This window comes from Rhizobium sp. PRIMUS64, from assembly GCF_023006465.1.
GTDB lineage: Bacteria > Pseudomonadota > Alphaproteobacteria > Rhizobiales > Rhizobiaceae > Rhizobium > Rhizobium leguminosarum.
The window spans coordinates 1-16,331 of sequence record NZ_JALBGX010000144.1 but is presented as its reverse complement, the minus strand read 5'-3'; the positions used below and the strand labels follow the sequence as shown (position 1 = coordinate 16,331).

17 protein-coding genes and 2 pseudogenes are annotated in these 16,331 nt (G+C 59.7%); 9 read left to right on the top strand and 10 right to left on the bottom strand.

Features of this window, described 5'->3' with window-relative positions; translation table 11 throughout:
• Both MOV76_RS33255 and MOV76_RS33250 read left to right on the top strand, forming a co-directional pair.
• A pseudogene (locus tag MOV76_RS33255) lies at nt 1–216 on the top strand (hypothetical protein); the annotation flags it as partial.
• Nucleotides 213–788 carry a peroxidase-related enzyme gene (locus MOV76_RS33250; protein ID WP_247266104.1) on the top strand — a complete coding sequence of 192 codons (576 nt, stop codon included), beginning with the start codon at nt 213–215 and terminating at the stop codon, nt 786–788. The pseudogene MOV76_RS33255 and the gene MOV76_RS33250, both read left to right, overlap by 4 nt.
• 123 nt (nt 789–911) lie before the next feature.
• Here MOV76_RS33250 and MOV76_RS33245 read toward each other — a convergent pair whose 3' ends face one another.
• The 9 genes from MOV76_RS33245 to MOV76_RS33205 all read right to left on the bottom strand — a co-directional run bounded on the left by MOV76_RS33245 (nt 912) and on the right by MOV76_RS33205 (nt 8,820).
• The gene (locus MOV76_RS33245; RefSeq protein WP_247266103.1) at nt 912–1,328 is read right to left on the bottom strand and encodes an ester cyclase; all 417 of its coding nucleotides are present in this window, start codon (nt 1,326–1,328) and stop codon (nt 912–914) included.
• Between the two features lie 215 nt (nt 1,329–1,543).
• Nucleotides 1,544–2,380: an SDR family NAD(P)-dependent oxidoreductase gene (locus MOV76_RS33240; protein WP_018245123.1), complete on the bottom strand. Its 837-nt coding sequence runs from the start codon at nt 2,378–2,380 to the stop codon at nt 1,544–1,546.
• Nucleotides 2,381–2,612: 232 nt separating this feature from the next.
• Entirely contained in the window at nt 2,613–3,683 is a 1,071-nt protein-coding gene (locus MOV76_RS33235; protein ID WP_247266102.1) for a S9 family peptidase, read from the bottom strand.
• Between the two features lie 92 nt (nt 3,684–3,775).
• On the bottom strand, nt 3,776–4,153 hold the full coding sequence (locus MOV76_RS33230; RefSeq protein ID WP_166480483.1) for a DUF1330 domain-containing protein: 378 nt from the start codon (nt 4,151–4,153) through the stop codon (nt 3,776–3,778).
• A gap of 35 nt (nt 4,154–4,188) precedes the next feature.
• A complete protein-coding gene (locus MOV76_RS33225) occupies nt 4,189–5,028 on the bottom strand; it encodes an SDR family oxidoreductase (RefSeq protein ID WP_247266101.1) in 840 nt (279 codons plus the stop codon).
• 92 nt (nt 5,029–5,120) lie between these two features.
• A complete protein-coding gene (locus tag MOV76_RS33220; protein WP_247266100.1) occupies nt 5,121–5,837 on the bottom strand; it encodes a DUF4405 domain-containing protein in 717 nt (238 codons plus the stop codon).
• Nucleotides 5,834–6,352, bottom strand: coding sequence for a cytochrome P460 family protein (locus MOV76_RS33215; protein ID WP_018449271.1), 519 nt, complete (start codon nt 6,350–6,352; stop codon nt 5,834–5,836). The genes MOV76_RS33220 and MOV76_RS33215 overlap by 4 nt, the downstream gene beginning before the upstream one ends.
• A 213-nt stretch (nt 6,353–6,565) precedes the next feature.
• The gene (locus MOV76_RS33210) at nt 6,566–7,735 is read right to left on the bottom strand and encodes an aldo/keto reductase (protein ID WP_247266099.1); all 1,170 of its coding nucleotides are present in this window, start codon (nt 7,733–7,735) and stop codon (nt 6,566–6,568) included.
• Nucleotides 7,736–7,923: 188 nt separating this feature from the next.
• On the bottom strand, nt 7,924–8,820 hold the full coding sequence (locus MOV76_RS33205; protein ID WP_047622067.1) for a LysR family transcriptional regulator: 897 nt from the start codon (nt 8,818–8,820) through the stop codon (nt 7,924–7,926).
• A gap of 103 nt (nt 8,821–8,923) precedes the next feature.
• On the opposite strand from MOV76_RS33205, the gene MOV76_RS33200 reads away from it, so the two are divergent.
• Nucleotides 8,924–10,060: an NADH-dependent flavin oxidoreductase gene (locus MOV76_RS33200; protein ID WP_247266098.1), complete on the top strand. Its 1,137-nt coding sequence runs from the start codon at nt 8,924–8,926 to the stop codon at nt 10,058–10,060.
• Between the two features lie 191 nt (nt 10,061–10,251).
• On the opposite strand, the gene MOV76_RS33195 is transcribed toward MOV76_RS33200, so the two are convergent.
• A complete protein-coding gene (locus MOV76_RS33195) occupies nt 10,252–11,190 on the bottom strand; it encodes a LysR family transcriptional regulator (protein WP_210067010.1) in 939 nt (312 codons plus the stop codon).
• Between the two features lie 98 nt (nt 11,191–11,288).
• Between MOV76_RS33195 and MOV76_RS33190 the strand changes: the two genes are divergently transcribed.
• The 6 genes and pseudogenes from MOV76_RS33190 to MOV76_RS33165 all read left to right on the top strand — a co-directional run.
• Nucleotides 11,289–12,437 (top strand): muconate/chloromuconate family cycloisomerase, encoded by a 1,149-nt coding sequence (locus MOV76_RS33190; RefSeq protein ID WP_247266097.1) that lies wholly within the window; start codon nt 11,289–11,291, stop codon nt 12,435–12,437.
• Nucleotides 12,438–12,448: 11 nt separating this feature from the next.
• Complete coding sequence (gene catC, locus MOV76_RS33185) at nt 12,449–12,739, top strand: muconolactone Delta-isomerase (RefSeq protein ID WP_028734850.1); 291 nt, start codon at nt 12,449–12,451, stop codon at nt 12,737–12,739.
• 64 nt (nt 12,740–12,803) lie between these two features.
• The gene (gene catA / locus MOV76_RS33180) at nt 12,804–13,742 is read left to right on the top strand and encodes a catechol 1,2-dioxygenase (RefSeq protein ID WP_018245110.1); all 939 of its coding nucleotides are present in this window, start codon (nt 12,804–12,806) and stop codon (nt 13,740–13,742) included.
• Between the two features lie 106 nt (nt 13,743–13,848).
• Entirely contained in the window at nt 13,849–15,207 is a 1,359-nt protein-coding gene (locus tag MOV76_RS33175) for a Rieske 2Fe-2S domain-containing protein (RefSeq protein ID WP_247266096.1), read from the top strand.
• The gene (gene benB / locus MOV76_RS33170) at nt 15,204–15,692 is read left to right on the top strand and encodes a benzoate 1,2-dioxygenase small subunit (RefSeq protein WP_018245108.1); all 489 of its coding nucleotides are present in this window, start codon (nt 15,204–15,206) and stop codon (nt 15,690–15,692) included. The genes MOV76_RS33175 and benB overlap by 4 nt, the downstream gene beginning before the upstream one ends.
• 14 nt (nt 15,693–15,706) lie before the next feature.
• Nucleotides 15,707–16,258 (top strand): annotated as a pseudogene (locus tag MOV76_RS33165) (FAD-binding oxidoreductase); the annotation flags it as partial.
• Between the last annotated feature and the right edge of the window lie 73 nt (nt 16,259–16,331).

The following is a 16,331-nucleotide window of genomic DNA, read 5'->3' as shown; positions in this document are numbered from 1 at the left end:
GGCACGAACGTGACGGACCCACGGACTGCGGAGATCGTTCGTCATGCCGACCGGCTGACGCTCGCGCCGCGCGATGCCACGCGCGCCCATGTCGAGGCATTGCGTCAGGTCGGCGTCACCGACGCTGACATCGTCCGGCTCGCGGAGCTTGCGGCTTTCGTCAATTACCAGGTGCGGGTTCTCGCTGGCCTGAAGCTGCTGGGAGAAATGCGATGAGCGAGGTCGTCCACACCTTCACCACCACGGTGCCGCGCTGGCAGCCCTATGTCGTTCCGGTCGATTTCGCGACCGCCACCGACGAGCAGCATGCAGCGATGCAGACGACGCCATCGAACAAGGGCATCTCGCCCTATGTGCTGACCCTGGCGCACGACCCCGAGACACTCACGGTCCGCTCGCCGCTGTTCAACCTGATCATGTACGGCAAGGACGGACTGGCGGGGAGCGAGCGCGAACTGGGCGCGGTCGCCGCCTCCGTCGTCAACCGCTGCGTCTACTGTGCGGCCGTCCATGCCTCCCGATTCAACAATCTGACAAAACGCACCGATGTCATCGAAGCCGTATTCGCCGATGGTCTCGAGGCGACGCTCGACGAGCACCTGCAGGCAATCTTCGACTTTTCAGCCCGACTGTCGACCACGCCGCCCGAGGCGGTCGCGGCCGACGCGCAGTCGCTGGCAGACGTCGGGCTCGACGAGTTGGAGGCCCTCGATCTCGTCCTCTCATCGGCCATCTTCGGCTGGGCGAACCGCCTGATGCATACGCTCGGTGAGCCGATGAAGGACTAAAGCGCGTCACGATCGCGCTGGATCTGGCCGCCCGGAGCGAGCCGATCACACAAGCGAAAAGAGCGACCGAACGGCCGCCCTTCATCTTTCAGGAATGAGCGCTCAGAGCTGCTCAACCCCGCACTAACCCGCAACCGCGCCGATTTGTTGCAACAAGCTCAGCAAGTCGGGTTGACCACGCTCTTCGACAAATTTTCCGTCAGCGAGGCGGTAAAAATTCACGGCCTGGACCGTGATCGACTTACCAGTCGGCTCAACGCCAAGGAACGGACCCTGGTGCGTGCCGCGCATTGTGAAACGCGCGGCTATCTTATCGTCTTCAGCGATGATTTCTTCCAAAGTCCATTGGATGTCGGGAAAGCCGCCTCGCATCATTCCAATGATCTCGAGGTAACCATCCGGGCCGCGCAGAGGCTCTTGCCGCCCAGGGACATGGAAAATCGCCTCCGGAGCAATCAACTCCGCGGCGAGTTGTTCGCTAGCTGTATTTATAAACTCGACAAACCGGCGCATTGCCATTTTGTTGCGTTCCGTTGCCATTCCTGTTCTCCTTCAAGCACTGTTTCAAGCTGGATGGTTGCGATCGATCGACGATGAGTTTCGGCTTGTCGAAACGGCGGCGGTGAATTTCATGCGGCGCTCTGGGGGAATCGGCGGGGCATGAAAAGCGGGATCCGCGAGACCACCTCACGATAGCGCCGCGTCTTTTCGGAGTGTCGTCATGGTTCCTTGCCACGGCCACCCCACTCTTATCCTCAGAAGGAACCATCTGTCGACTTGGACAATTGCTCGTATGCGCGCAGCGCGTCGAGCTGTCCTTCGAGGGTCGGCTGGTAGGCCGCAAGAGCATCGCTTCCAGCCAGAAATTGCTTTGGCGGATTTTCCATGCCGACGAACTTGACAAGGACGTCGGCCAGCTTTGCGGGATCACCACCCTGTTTGCCGTTGTAGCCTGACCACATGTCTTCAGCGCTGCCTTCGGCGGCGTAGTCCTCGATGGTGCTGGCGGCGTACTTCGCATTCTGGGCGTCGAGCAGGTCTGTCCGGAAGAAGCCAGGTGCGACGGCGGTGATCTTGATGCCGAATTGTTCGACTTCCTGAGCAACCGCCTGCGAGAGGCCTTCGACCGCGAATTTCGAGGCGCTGTATGCCCCGCAGTGCTTGAAGCCGACGATCCCGGCAAGCGAACTGATATTGATGATCCGGCCCGACCGCTGCTTGCGCATGACCGGAAGAACCGCGCGCATCGCATACATGACCCCGTAGAAATTGGTCGACATCAGCCCTTCGATTTCGGCGGTGCTCAACTCTTCGAAGTTGCCGAGCAGGCTGTAGCCCGCATTGTTGAGCAGAACGTCGATGCGACCGAACGCCTTCACAGCTTCGTCTACCGCAGTTCTGGCCTGTTCCTCATTGGCGACGTCCAGCTGGACGAATAGAAGGCGGTCGCCTGCGACGTCGCTCAGGGCATTGCGTACCTTGTCGAGGTTGCGGCCGGTCGCGACGACGCGGTCGCCAGCCCTCAGGGCCGCTTTGGCACTGGCAGCACCGATACCGCTGCCTGCACCCGTAATAAACCAAACCTTGCTCATATCTCACTCCTGTTCCTGATGAACCGGAGGATAGATCGCCTAGCGAGGCACGATTAGATGGTATTATCGGCATGAACTTAGAAATGAGATTTATGAATGCGCCGGGAGAACGGACATGCTGACGTCCCGCGCCCAATTAAACCCCACTGGTGTTCAATCCTCCTTGTGAAGGAGGATTGAACCATCCCGTCCCCAAAGACGGGATCCTGTTTAAAGGTGAAGACGGCTGCGTTTAGGCGACGTTGATGTGAGTGGCGAACCAGTCCAGCACCAGTTGCGGGTTCTTCGCGAAATAATTGTAGCCTTGGAAACGCTGGTCCGTGCCTTCTATCCAGAAAAGCTTCTTATCCTTTGAGGAAATCGTGTCGTAGATCTCCTGAACATTAGACGGCTTGGTCAAGAAATCGTCGCGGACCTGCGCGACCAATGTCGGAACCGTCACCGACTTGGCATATTCCATCGGCCAGACGTCTGAGAGATGATAGCCGGTCCGCTTGTAGTAGGCGGCATCAAACAGCTCGACACCGTTGGCGATTTTTTGATTTTCCATCGCTGTCTGGACAAAGACGGCAGGCGTTACCGGCTGCAATGCAATCATCGCCTTGATGTGGGTGAACTCTTCCGGGTGCTTGTGCATGCCGACGATGGTAGAGTTGGCGCCCAGGCAACGGCTGTAGAGGGCCGTCTTCATGTCCTTGGTGTCGGGCCGCGATTTGGCGTAACGCAGCGATCCGATCACGTCACGATATTCCAGCGTACCATGGGCATTGATGCCGCCGCTTCCGGTGCCGCTGCGGCCATGGTTGCGCATGTCATAGGTGATGATGCTGTAACCTGCGTCATGCAGGATCTTGTATTCCGGCAGGAAGTTCACCTCGAAGCCGCCAAAGTCCTGCCAGGGCGCCAGATGCCCCGGATAGCCGTAGCGATTGCAAGGCATCGGGTGGTTCATGATGAGCAACTTGTCGGAGCCGGCGGCTGGAATGAACCAGCCCTCGATCGTGATGCCGTCCATCGCCGGGAAGAAGATTTCCTCATAGTCCATGCCGTATTCGTTCGGCCACCGCAGAACCGGTGTGCGCGTCGAATGCGCCATCAGGTCGGCCATGCCGTTGATGAACGCTTCGGAGTTTGCATCCGGCGCTGTCGCAGCCGTGGCCGCCTTGGTATCTGCGGCCTGCGCGCTGGTCGCGGCCGCTGCCATGAGAGGCAGCGTCGCGAGTGCCGCGCTGGCTTTCAGAAGTTGGCGGCGGCTGTTGAAAGCACCTTCCTGTGAAACGATCGTATCAGTTTGCTTGGCCATATCAGGCTCCTGTTTGCTTGAGACGTTGCGTTATCGGGACGAGGCAGAGGGCACCGGATAGGGGTGTCGGCACCCTCTGCCACTGTCCGCGTTCACTGCTTGGGAGGAACGAAGCCTTCGGTGATGATCACCGAGCCTTCAGTCGACGCGACGCGAAATTTCCGCGCAGCCGTGTATTCCGGAGAATTGTAGAAGCGCTGCGCGTCAGCCACGCTTGGGAACTCGGCGATGGCCATGACCTTTTTCGGCTCGCCTTCCACCGCCGTCGCATTCAGATTGAACACGATGATCTTGCCGCCGAATTTCGGAGCGAGCGGACCGGCCTCTTCCATATATTTGTTGTAGCCGGCCTGATCCTTGATCGTATAATTCGCAATCATGTAGCCGGGGGCCTGCGAATCCTGGGCAAAGGCGGTCGTGGTGAGGGTCAAGGCGATGGCGGCAGCCACTCCGAAAGCGATCTTCTTCATTGTGTCGGGTCCTTTGGTTTTTGAGTTGAGGATGATCAGAGAGATCCGTCCGTCGATCTGGACAGTTCGTCATGGGTTCGCATGTCGCTGAGACGGCTTTCTATGCCGGGCGCGATCATGGCGATCGCATCCGTTCCGGCGACGAATATCTTCGGCGGATTTTCCATGGCGGCGACGGTGACGACGGCCGCGCCGAGCTTGTCGGGATCGCCAGGTTGCACGCCATGGAAGCTCGACCAGGTGGCCTCGGACGTTGCATCGCCGGCATAGTCTTCGATGCCGCTTCTGGGAACGTACCGAACGTTCTGGCTGTCCAGCAGATCCGTGCGAAAGGCTCCGGGTTCGACGGTCGTGAACTTGACGCCGAATGGCTCGACCTCGATCCCCACGGAAAACGCCAGACCTTCGATCGCGAACTTGGTGGCTGAATAGGCACCGCAGTGTTTCAGGCCAATGACGCCGGCTGCGGCGCCGATGTTGATGATGTGCCCCGACCGCTGCTTGCGCATGATCGGAAGCACGGCGCGCACGACATGCACAACGCCATAGAAATTAGTGGCAAACTGGGCTTCGATCTGGGGAAGGCTCTGCTCTTCGAAGTTGCCGAGCAGGCAATAGCCGGCATTGTTCACCGCGACGTCGATGCGTCCGAACCGCGCGACGGCGTCTTCTGCAGCAGCATTGACCTGTGCTTCGCTGGTCACGTCCAACTTGATGAACGCAAGATTGTCACCAGCAACGTCGCGCAAGGCATCACGGGCCTTGTCGAGATTTCTGGAGGCCGCAACGACCTTGTCGCCAGCCTTCAATGCCGCTCTGGCGACCCCGGCGCCGATGCCGCTGCTCACGCCTGTGATGAACCAAACTTTGCTCACGCTTAACTCCCTGTTTCGACAGACAGGAAGATAGATGCGCTCAGTCTATTTGATTAGAATGCATAATTTGCATGAAGCTAGAAAGCGGGTTTCTAAATAGACCCGCGTTCAACTGCTTTATGGCCGACAGTACGCGTCCGGCGCTTTCGGCCCCTGATCAGCTTCAGGCCATAGTGGGTGATAAACACGAAAAGCCCGATGATCGCTATGTGATGCAGGAAAAAGGCCGGCGTCGCAGTCTGGAAATCCGAGAAGTCGAAGCTCATTTGCATGAACAATTTTGATCCGACATTGACAGTGAGCAAGCTCTGAACGCCATAGACGGCGACAGTGATGGCGACCACACGCAAAACAAGCGTCCGCAGTCTGCCCTCGGCCGTCATGCCGAACCTGCTGCTCACCACGCCGATGATCATCGACCAGTGCAGACCCAGGTGAATGGAAGCCATGAGCAGCGCCAGATAAGCCGCCGACGCGTGGATCTGGCGCAAGGTGAAGGTGCCGGTCAAAGACAGGAAGCCAAAGACGGTCTGTGAGATGATTATGCTGGTTACCAGCAAGGTCAGCATGGTGATCAGCAGCGAGAGATTGATCACCCTGGCGACGATACCGCGCGGCTCGCGCCAGCCCTGCGTGATCATGCCGTACCAACGGCGATTGAAAATGTTGTGGCTGATCAGCAGCAGGAACATGCCTGTGCCGATTATCTCGTGTGCCGCATTGCCGAGCCAGTTGTAAGCCAGAGCAGCCAGCAACAGGCCGGCCGCCAAGACATCGAGGATCAACCGCAAGAGAAACAGCGGCTTCAAGGGACGTAAGCCCGCATTCTGTCGGTCGTGAACATGAAGTCATTATCTGCCTGAGACCCGTGGCACGATTGGCATCGCTCGGCGAACGCGGTCCGACTGACCTGCATGTTGGTATCGAACTGCTGAAAATGCCAGTCTCCGGTGCGCTGCTCCTCCGGGACGCTGAGACCCCAGTCCACACCTTTCTCCATGACGAAATAGCCGGTGAGCTTGTAGTCAGCCCAGATGCCCAGGACCAATTGCGTGCCGGGCGGCAGCGGTCGGCCGGACTTCGCGATCTCCAAAGTTTCGCGCGTTGCAAACGCCTCCTCCCTGGAAGAGCCACGGTCGTAGGTCGCATAGTGGACATACTCATCGAAATTCTTTGGGAAGGTTGCTCGGTTTCCGGTTGCCTGCGCCATTGCCGAAGAACTGAATGGGCCGAAGACGCTGAAGACGATAGCGGCCACGGTCACGACAAGACGTTGGATTGCGGCGAATGGTTCATTGGATTTTTTGGATCTGGCGTCAGCCATAGAGGATTCCCTTGGTTTGCCGGAGCGGGATTTGACACAGACAATCGACGACACCGTAGTCCGGCGAAGCCGATCAGATTAGGCGGTGGTATTTGCATGGGCTTAGAAAGCGGGCTTCTTAATCCGGCAATTGCTGCAGCAATTCAAAGTGCTGCAGCGTCGCGCGTCTGAAAAACGCGCGGCGCCTGGAGGTCGGAAAGATCGCGACGCGCTTTAGGTTGTTTGGTCAACCAGACCCATTTGCATTTCGTTCATGCGTCCGCCATGCACGGTCAGTGCCGCGAGGGCAGTCCCGAACGCGCGGAGGTCGTCAGGCGTCAGTTCGACCCGAAGTGCACCCAGGTTCTCATTCAGATGATCGATATTGCGCGTGCCTGGGATAGGAACGATGAACGACTTCTGCGCCAGCAGCCACGCCAGGGCAATCTGAGAGGGTGTTGCCCCCTTCTTTTCGGCGAGCTGCTTCAACAACGCGACGAACGGCATATTGGCTGCCAGGTTTTCAGGGCTGAAGCGATCGAATGTCGAGCGGAGATCGGTCTTCGGGTCGAACCTTGTGCTCGCGTCGATTTTCCCTGTGAGATAACCCATTCCCATGGGACCCCACGGGACAAAGCCGATGCCAAGCTCCTCACATGCAGCGAGAACGCCATTGCGTTCCGGGCTCCTTTCCATCACGGAGTATTCGGTCTGGACCGCCGTCACAGGCTGGATGGCATGTGCCCGGCGAATTGTCCCGGCGCTCGGCTCCGAGAGACCGAAGTGCAGAACCTTGCCTTCCTGGATCAGCTCCCTGATCGCACCAGCCACATCTTCGATCGGTACATTGGGGTCGACGCGATGCTGATAGAAGAGATCGATGCGATCGGTTTTCAGGCGTTTGAGCGAAGCCTCCGCCACCTGCTTGATCCGTTCCGGACGACTGTTCAGCCCGGCCGTGCCGTCAATTGCGAAGCCGAACTTGGTGGCGATTTTCACCTGATCGCGTATCGGTGCCAACGCCGCCCCAACAAGCTCTTCGCTCGTATACGGCCCATAGACTTCGGCGGTATCAAAAAATGTAACGCCTTTTTCGTGGGCGGCGCGGATGGTCTCGATGCCTTGGGCTGTCGAGGCGGCCGGCCCATAATTGGCGCTGATGCTCATGCATCCAGCTCCCATTTCCGAGACTTCCAACGTTCCGAGCTTCCGGGTTTTCATCTGGGCTTGTCCTGCCTGGGGAGTGCTTTTGGTTGCCTGGGGCTGATCCGACGAAGCGGCCCAGGCCGGCGATGCGACGGTCAACATTGCCCCGGCGAGCGCCGAGTTGATCAAGAAGTCGCGGCGAGCAACACCCGGATGCTCGTTGGCATTGGAACCCGCATTTGGCTTGTTTTTGTCCATAGGTCGTCTCCTGAACTTTAGCGGCAGAGCCGTCTTTTCATCGAAGGAGGGACGAGCCGTGGCGATCTCGATCACCTCGCCGGCACAGTGATTTTGCGCCCGTCCTCGTGAGGTGAGATAAGCAGCGCAGCACCAGCGATTAGGCCCCATTTTCTGCATGGGGTTAGAAATGGGATTGATAAATGCCGTTACGGTCCCCGGTAACGGAGTGCCTCGACCAGGAGGGAGAAGGCCGGGGTGTGTTGCCGCCGGCTTGGATAATAGAGGTGATAGCCTGGGAATGGCGGACACCAGTCTTCCAGAACACGAATCAACCGTCCCTCGGCCACATGGTGAGAAACCTGACTTTCGAAGACATAAACAAGCCCCAGTCCGTCAAGGGCCGCGTTTTCCAGCATCTCATTGTCATTGAGAATAAGCGATCCGCTGACGCGCGCCTCCAGCTCGATGCCGTCACGCTCGAACTCCCAGGCATAGAGACCGCCTCCCCTGCTCTGCCGATAACTGACGCAAGCGTGGTTGTTCAGGTCACGTGGCGTTTCCGGGCGCTTACGGTTGGCGAAATAAGAGGGCGATCCGACAACCGCCATTCGAACCTCGGGGCTCACCCGCACCGAGACCATGTCCTTCTCGACCTGTTCGCCGAGCCGTATGCCCGCGTCAAATCGGCCAGCGACAATGTCCGTCAGCCCTTCATCGACATTGATCTCAACGACGATGTCCGGATACTCGGGCGCGAGCTTCAGCAATGCGGGCCAGAGCACCATCCGGGCGGCATGCCGAAAGGTGGTGATGCGAATCGTGCCTGCAGGCTTGTCGCGAAGGGCGGTGAGCGCGGCAATCTCGCTGTCGATGTGATCAAACGCGGGACGCAGGCTGTGAAACAGCCGTTCTCCCGCCTCTGTCGTCGAAAGGCTGCGGGTCGTCCGTGAAATCAACCGCACATCCAGACGTCGCTCCAGCATTCGCACAGCATAGCTGAGTGCGGACTGAGAGAGGCCAAGCTTTGCGGCCGCGCGCGTGAAACTTCCCTCCTCCACGACGGTGATGAATGCCGCCAGCTCGCTGAAATCACCTTTTCTCATTCATAAACCCCATTTCTAAGTTCATGCAGATTATAGCGGCTAATCGGCATGCCTGTCCTCCATTATTTATTGGCTCATAGAGCGGCGCGAGGACGACGAGATCATGAGCAAGACACAACCGAAACTTTTCGACGAGTTCGCTTTCGCCAAGGGGATCACCCTTCGCAACCGGATTGTCATGGCCCCCATGACGACATGGTCGGGCAATGAGGACGGAACGGTCTCTGACGAGGAGGTCGCGTATTACCGTCGCAGAGCAAAGGACGTCGGCCTGGTGATTACCGGTTGCACCCACGTCATGCCGAATGGCGTCGGCTTCACGGGCGAGTTTGCTTCTTGCGACGATAGCTTCACACCGAGCCTGCGCCGCCTGGCAGGGGCGGCCAAGAGTGGCGGCGCGCCTGCGATCCTCCAGATCTTCCATGCAGGCAACAAAGCCGTGCCCGAACTGGTTCCAGGGGGCGAGATCGTCAGCGCGAGCGCCGTCAAGGCTGCTGCGGGTGCATTCAACAATGGCAACATGACAGCGCGCCCGCTGACTCAAGATGAAATCCTGACTGTCGTGGCTGCTTTCGGCGAGGCCACACGCCGCGCAATCGAGGCAGGCTTCGACGGCATCGAGTTGCATGGGGCGCACGGGTTCCTGATTCAGAATTTCTTCTCACCGCTATCTAACCAGCGAGAGGACCAATGGGGCGGTTCGCTGGAGAACCGCATGCGCTTTCCGCTCGCCGTTGCTCAAGAGGTAAAGCGGATCATCGACACGCACGCGAAGCGGCCCTTCTTGTTGGGCTACCGGATCTCGCCTGAGGAATCTGATGAAGGCGGCCTTCGGCTCAGTGACACCTGCGAACTGATTGATCGCCTCGTCGTCGCCGGTGTGGACTATGTGCACGTGTCGCTCTCGAGCGTGCTTCATGCCAAACCTATCCACGATGCCGGCGGCCGTTCCATCGCTGAGCTCATTGCCGAGCGCGTCGAGGGCCGTATACCCGTCGTCGCCGCCGGCCAAATCAGAAAACCCGATGAGGCCGAAAAGGCCCTCGAATTTGGCCTGTCGCTCGTCGCCGTCGGCCAGGGGCTGGTGATGAATCCGGAATGGGTTGAACTCGCCCAGAACCAAAGAAGTCATGAAATCGACATTGCGCTCAGCCCACTCACGGTTTCGGAAATCACGCTTCCAGTCAAACTCTGGAACATCATTCGTGCCACGGCGGGCTGGTTCGAAATCCGAACTTAACCTTGCGAAGCGAGGCCGGAGAGGATGGAAGATATCGCACGCTGGCTGGCAAATGACGCGCCTCATAACGGCGTGCCGCCTTCTGCCTACAGATCGTTCGGTCCGGCATGCCAGTCGGGCGCGCCTCCCTGGGGCTCGAAGTGCTGCACCCGGAAGTGAGTGGATGGCAGCAGGCCGAAGCGCAGGCCTGCCTAACTCTCGAGCGCGTCCAGACGGACATTGGAGAGCTGGAGCCAGGGGGGATTGTCGGCATACATTTCGCGGATAATCTGCTTTATCAATTCGATCCGGCCGCCGGCTTCGTTGCGCCGGTAGCTCATGATGATGGGTGAGGTCGCCCTCTCGTCGGCAATCATGCGATAGCAGACATCGTCTGGTCGCTGGCGCTGCGAGGCCGCGGGAATGATGCACAGGCCGGCGCCGGCTGCGACCATGCCCAGCGCCGTCTGGATTTCGCGAACCTCCTCGACATGTCCGGGATTGACGTTGATCTCGCCGAGCAGGTTCAGCGTCTCGTCCGCAAAGCTTGGCCGGGGCGTCGAGGGATAGATGATCAGGGATTCCCCCTCCAGCTCGCAAAGCCCTATGGGCTCCTTGGCGATGGATTTGGCATGGCTCTTCGGGAAGGCGACGACAAGCCGCTCCTCTCGGAGCGTCAGCCGTTCGACTTCCCTGTCATTGAAGCGCACCCTGCCGAAACCCAGATCGATGCGTCGCTCCTTGAGCGCAGTCACCTGTTCCGTCGACATCATTTCCCGGATCTCGATATCGAGATCAGGCCAGCGCTGCCGCATGCGCCTGACGAGATCCGGCATGCCTCCATAGAGGGTGGAGCCGACGCAGCCGATGACGAACCGTTCGCGCTGGGCCTTTCCTATTCTCTGGGTCTGATCACGGATGTGCTCGAGCCGGGCCATGATCTGCGAAGCCTGGTCGAAGAAGAACCGTCCCGCCTCCGTCAAGCTCAACGGCCGCTTGGACCTGTCGATCAGGTTGACGCCCAGTTCCTCCTCCAGCTGCTGGATTTGCCGGCTGAGCGGTGGCTGCGCGATGTGGAGAATTTCCGCCGCGCGCGAGAAATTGCGCTCGGTGGCGACCGCCACGAAGTAGCGGAGTTGGCGCAGCTCCATTCCTATTATACCTCCAAGGTATAGATTTCGACTTATATGGTCTTGGACCTCACCTTAAACGAGGGCTAACCTTCCTGCAAATAAAGGGAGGAAGCGCAGTGCGTGCGGAAATTCGGATCGTTTCCATCGAGGCTACTATACTCGATCTGCCGACCATCCGGCCGCACACGCTCTCGATGGTCACCATGAACCGCCAGAGCATGACGATCGTGCGCGTTCGCTGCTCCGATGGGATCGAAGGCCTCGGTGAAGGCACGACCATTGGCGGACTAGCCTACGGACCGGAGAGCCCGGAAGGCATGAAACTCACCATCGACGAATATATCGCGCCCCTGCTCCTCGGCTGCGATCCGACGCGCGTACAGGCGACGATGGATCGCGTCCGGAAGGCGGTAAAGGGCAATCACTTTGCCAAATGCGCCGTCGAATGCGCTTTGCTGGATTGCCAGGCCCGCCGCCTCGGCGTGCCGATGTCGGAACTGCTGGGCGGCCGACGTCGTGAGAAACTGCCGGTTGCCTGGACGCTCGCATCCGGAGATACCGCAAAGGACATCGATGAGGCGCAGGCGCTGCTCGACCGACGTCGCCACAAGGACTTCAAACTGAAGATCGGCGTCAAGTCGATCAAGGAGGATATCCGCCATGTGGCTGCCATACGCAAGGCGCTGCCGGACATGGCCTCGGTTCGTGTCGACGTGAACATGGCCTGGCGGGAGCGCGAGGCGCGTAATGCGATTGCGGCACTCGGCGATGCGGGTTGCGTATTGGTGGAGCAGCCGGTGTGCGGCGTCGCGCCGCTTGCCCGGCTGACGCGAGTGTCACCGATCGCGATGATGGCCGATGAAGTGCTTGTCGGTCCCGAAAGCGCACTCGAAGCGGTGACGGCGCACGCAGCCGACGTATTCTCGATCAAGATCGAGCAGGCGGGCGGCCTGTTCGCCGCCGCCAAGGTCATCGCCATCGCCGAGACGGCCGGCATCGGTGTCTATGGCGGCACCATGCTCGAAGGGCCGATCGGCACGATCGCTGCCGCGCAGTTGATGGCCGGCGTGAAGGATCTGCAATGGGGCACGGAGTTCTTTGGTCCGCTGCTGCTGACGGAAGAGATCCTCGCCACGCCCTTGGATTACCGCGATTTCGAACTGACCATTCCCCAGGGACCGGGACTGGGGATCGAACTGGACGAGGATCGTGTGGCGTTCTTTGTTCGAGGCAGGATGCGCAAGACGATCAGCATTGCCGGATAAGGGAGGCGACCATGCTTTTCCATGTGAGGATGGATGTGAATATTCCCCATGATTTCCCCTCGGCGGAGGCGGCGGAGATCATCGCTCGGGAAAAGGCCTATTCGCACGAACTGCAGCGCAGCCGCAAATGGCGGCATATCTGGCGCATTGCCGGTGAATACGCGAACTACAGCATCTTCGACGTGAAGGACAATGCGGAGCTGCACGAGATCCTGTCGGGGCTGCCATTGTTCAAGTTCATGGACATCGAAGTAACGCCGCTGCTGCGGCATCCCTCGGCGATCCGCGAGGACGATACCTAGCGCCGTGTTCGGCGCGGGAACGGGAGCCGCATCGACTTTCTGAACAATGCAAGAGGAGGAAAAAATGAGCGTGAAGATTTTCGGCAGGCCCGACATTCAGGATTTTCTGAGCGTCCTGAGCGGCCTCGACAAGGACGGCGGCAATCCGCGCGTCAAACTGATCGTCCATCGGATCATGTCCGACCTGTTCAAGGCGATCGATGATCTCGACATCACCCCCGACGAATACTGGACCGGCATTGCCTGGCTCAATGAGATCGGCGCCGCCGGCCAGGCCGGCCTGATCTCGCCCGGTCTCGGTCTCGATCATTTCCTCGACGAACGCCTCGACGCGATCGATGAGGCGCTCGGCATCGAAAACCCGACGCCGCGCACGATCGAGGGGCCGCTCTATGTGGCCGGCGCACCGGTCAGTCATGGCTTTGCCCGTCTCGATGACGGCACCGACGCCAATGGTCACACACTGATCATGCACGGCACCGTCTATGGTTCTGACGGCAAGCCGCAGCCGGGTGCGACTGTCGAAGTCTGGCATTGTGACACCCGCGGGTTCTATTCACACTTCGACCCGACCGGCAAGCAGGCGCCGTTCAACATGCGCCGCACGATCGTGACTGACGAAAAGGGCTGTTACAAATTCCAGAGCATCGTGCCGCACGGATATGGCGTGCCACCGGGCAGCCCGACGGAACAGTTGCTTTCCGCCCTCGGCCGCCATGGCCAGCGCCCGGCGCATATCCACCTCTTCATCAGCGCCGACGGCCATCGCAAGCTGACGACCCAGATCAACATCGAAGGCGATCCGCTGGTCAATGATGATTTTGCCTATGCGACGCGAGACGGCCTGGTTCCGGCCGTGATCGAGCGCAGCGACGAGGCCAGCATCAAGGCCAATGGTCTGAGCGGCCCGTTCGCCGAGATCACGTTCGACATCCATCTGACCGCTCTGGTCGATGGCATCGACAACCAGATCAACGAACAGCGCAAACGCGCCGCCGCGTAAACGGCAAGGGCGGCGGCTGAATGGCCGCCAGCCCGCATATCATCGTCACCATCGACACTGTTGCAAGGGTTGCGCCGGTTACCGCGCACTTTGCGGGAGAGAAGCCATGTCTGCGATCATCGACAAAGCAAGAGAACTCGATCATCTGCTCGCCACTGCCGTGCAGGACGACAAGGAAGCCGGTCTATTCCGTTGCCGCCGGGACATCTTCACCGACGAAGACCTCTTCGAGCTGGAGATAAAGCATATCTTCGAAGGCAACTGGGTTTATCTGGCCCATGAGAGTCAAATCCCAGAGAACAACGATTATTACACGACCTATATCGGCCGGCAGCCGGTCGTCGTCACCCGCGACAAGAACGGCGAACTGCACGCGGTCATCAACGCCTGTGCCCACCGCGGCGCGATGCTGTGCCGCCGCAAGCACGGCAACAAGGGCAGCTTCACCTGCCCCTTCCACGGCTGGACCTTTTCCAACGCCGGCAAGCTGCTCAAGGTCAAGGACGAGAAGACCACCCAGTATCCGCCTCAGTTCGCGCAGAACGGTTCGCACGACCTCAAGCGCGTTCCCCGGTTCGAGAACTATCGAGGCTTTCTGTTCGGCAGCCTGAATGATGCGGTCGCGACGCTCGAGGACTATCTCGGCGAGACGAAGGTTATCATCGACCAGATCGTCGACCAGGCGCCGAACGGGCTTGAAGTGCTGCGGGGCAATTCGTCCTACATCTACGACGGAAACTGGAAGCTGCAGATGGAAAACGGCTGCGACGGTTATCACGTCAGCTCCGTCCACTGGAACTATGCCGCGACGATGGGGCGGCGCAAGGAAGAGGGCACGAAGGCGGTCGACGCCAACAGTTGGAGCCGTTCCGTCGCGGGTGTCTATGGTTTCGAGAACGGTCACATCCTGCTGTGGACCAACACCATGAACCCCGAGGTGCGTCCGGTCTACGACCAGCGAGACGAGATCGCGGCGCGCGTCGGTGCCGAGAAGGCGAATTTCATCGTCAACCAGACCCGCAACCTCTGCCTTTACCCGAATGTATTCCTGATGGACCAGTTCAGCACGCAGATCCGCGTGACCCGCCCGATCAGTGTCGACAAGACCGAAATCAACATCTTCTGCTTTGCGCCGAAGGGCGAAAGCGAGGCTGATCGCCAGCTCCGTATCCGCCAATATGAGGATTTCTTCAACGTGTCCGGCATGGGCACTGCTGACGACCTGGAGGAATTCCGCGCCTGCCAGGCCGGCTATGCCGGCACCGCGGCGCTCTGGAACGACCTGTCGCGGGGCGCGCCGCTGTGGATCGATGGTCCGGACGAAAACGCCAAGCAGATGGGCATCGAGCCGCTGCTGTCCGGCGAGCGCAGCGAGGACGAAGGCCTGTTCGTCCGCCAGCACGAATACTGGGCCAAGGTGATGCGCCAGGCGCTGTCCGCTGAAAAGAACGGAGTTGTCGCATGAGCATTTCCTATGACGCCATCTGCGCGTTCTTCTATCGGGAAGCGCGGCTCCTGGACGATCGCGAGTGGGACGAATGGCTGACCTGCTATGCACCCGACGTGACCTACTGGATGCCGGCCTGGGATGACGACGACCGGATTACCGAAGACCCGCAGTCGCAGATTTCGCTGATCTATTATCCGAACCGCGACGGCCTGGAAGACCGGGTATTCCGCATCAAGACCGAGCGCTCCGGCGCTTCCACGCCGGAACCGCGCACGAGCCACAATGTCACCAATGTCGAAGTGCTGGCGCATCGGGGCGACGAAGTCGACGTGCGCTACAACTTCCACACGTTGAACCACCGCTACAAGGTAACCGACCACTTCTTCGGCACCATGTTCGCCACGCTGCGCAAGGACGACGACGCACTGCTGATCGCGCGCAAGAAGATCGTGTTGAAGAACGACTACATCCGCCAGGTTATTGACGTCTATCACGTTTGACAGGCGCCGCCGGCACGGCGCCCGGCGAGCAACGCATCGGCTTCCTGATCAAGAAGATCCCGGGTGGGTTGATGAGCAGCTGGCTCGCCGACGCACAGGCCGGCGACAGGCTCAATCTGACTGGCCCGCTCGGCAGCTTTTATCTGCGGGATGTGCGCAGGCCGCTTTTGTTTTTAGCCGGAGGCACCGGCCTTGCACCGTTCCTCTCGATGCTCGAGGTTCTTGCCCGCGCTGGATCGGAACAGAAAATCCATCTGGTCTATGGCGTGACGCGCGATCTCGATCTGGTTCTCGTCGACGAGTTCGCGGCCTATGCCACGCGCCTGCCCAACTTCAGCTTCACCACGGTGGTGGCCGAGGAGGCCTCGAGCCATCCGCGTAAGGGATGGGTTACGCAACATATGCCGGCCGAGCTGCTTCATGGCGGCGATGTCGACGTCTATCTCTGCGGCCCCCCGCCAATGGTCGATGCGGTGCGCAAGCATTTCGACGACAACGGCGTGAAGCCCAACAGCTTCCAATACGAAAAGTTCACGCCCAATGCAGCGGCGAAGGAGGCTGCATGAGCGCGCCGCGCTTCGCCGGTCGGTTTGACGGCAAGGTGCTGGTCGTCACCGGCGCCGCGCAGGGCATCGGCCG

Coding starts and splice junctions, on each gene's coding strand:
- MOV76_RS33250 (WP_247266104.1), top strand. CDS start 213: ATGAGCGAGGTCGTCCACACCTTCACCACCACGGTGCCGCGCTGGCAG.
- MOV76_RS33245 (WP_247266103.1), bottom strand. CDS start 1,328: ATGGCAACGGAACGCAACAAAATGGCAATGCGCCGGTTTGTCGAGTTT.
- MOV76_RS33240 (WP_018245123.1), bottom strand. CDS start 2,380: ATGAGCAAGGTTTGGTTTATTACGGGTGCAGGCAGCGGTATCGGTGCT.
- MOV76_RS33235 (WP_247266102.1), bottom strand. CDS start 3,683: ATGGCCAAGCAAACTGATACGATCGTTTCACAGGAAGGTGCTTTCAAC.
- MOV76_RS33230 (WP_166480483.1), bottom strand. CDS start 4,153: ATGAAGAAGATCGCTTTCGGAGTGGCTGCCGCCATCGCCTTGACCCTC.
- MOV76_RS33215 (WP_018449271.1), bottom strand. CDS start 6,352: ATGGCTGACGCCAGATCCAAAAAATCCAATGAACCATTCGCCGCAATC.
- MOV76_RS33210 (WP_247266099.1), bottom strand. CDS start 7,735: ATGGACAAAAACAAGCCAAATGCGGGTTCCAATGCCAACGAGCATCCG.
- MOV76_RS33205 (WP_047622067.1), bottom strand. CDS start 8,820: ATGAGAAAAGGTGATTTCAGCGAGCTGGCGGCATTCATCACCGTCGTG.
- MOV76_RS33200 (WP_247266098.1), top strand. CDS start 8,924: ATGAGCAAGACACAACCGAAACTTTTCGACGAGTTCGCTTTCGCCAAG.
- MOV76_RS33195 (WP_210067010.1), bottom strand. CDS start 11,190: ATGGAGCTGCGCCAACTCCGCTACTTCGTGGCGGTCGCCACCGAGCGC.
- catC (WP_028734850.1), top strand. CDS start 12,449: ATGCTTTTCCATGTGAGGATGGATGTGAATATTCCCCATGATTTCCCC.
- catA (WP_018245110.1), top strand. CDS start 12,804: ATGAGCGTGAAGATTTTCGGCAGGCCCGACATTCAGGATTTTCTGAGC.
- MOV76_RS33175 (WP_247266096.1), top strand. CDS start 13,849: ATGTCTGCGATCATCGACAAAGCAAGAGAACTCGATCATCTGCTCGCC.
- benB (WP_018245108.1), top strand. CDS start 15,204: ATGAGCATTTCCTATGACGCCATCTGCGCGTTCTTCTATCGGGAAGCG.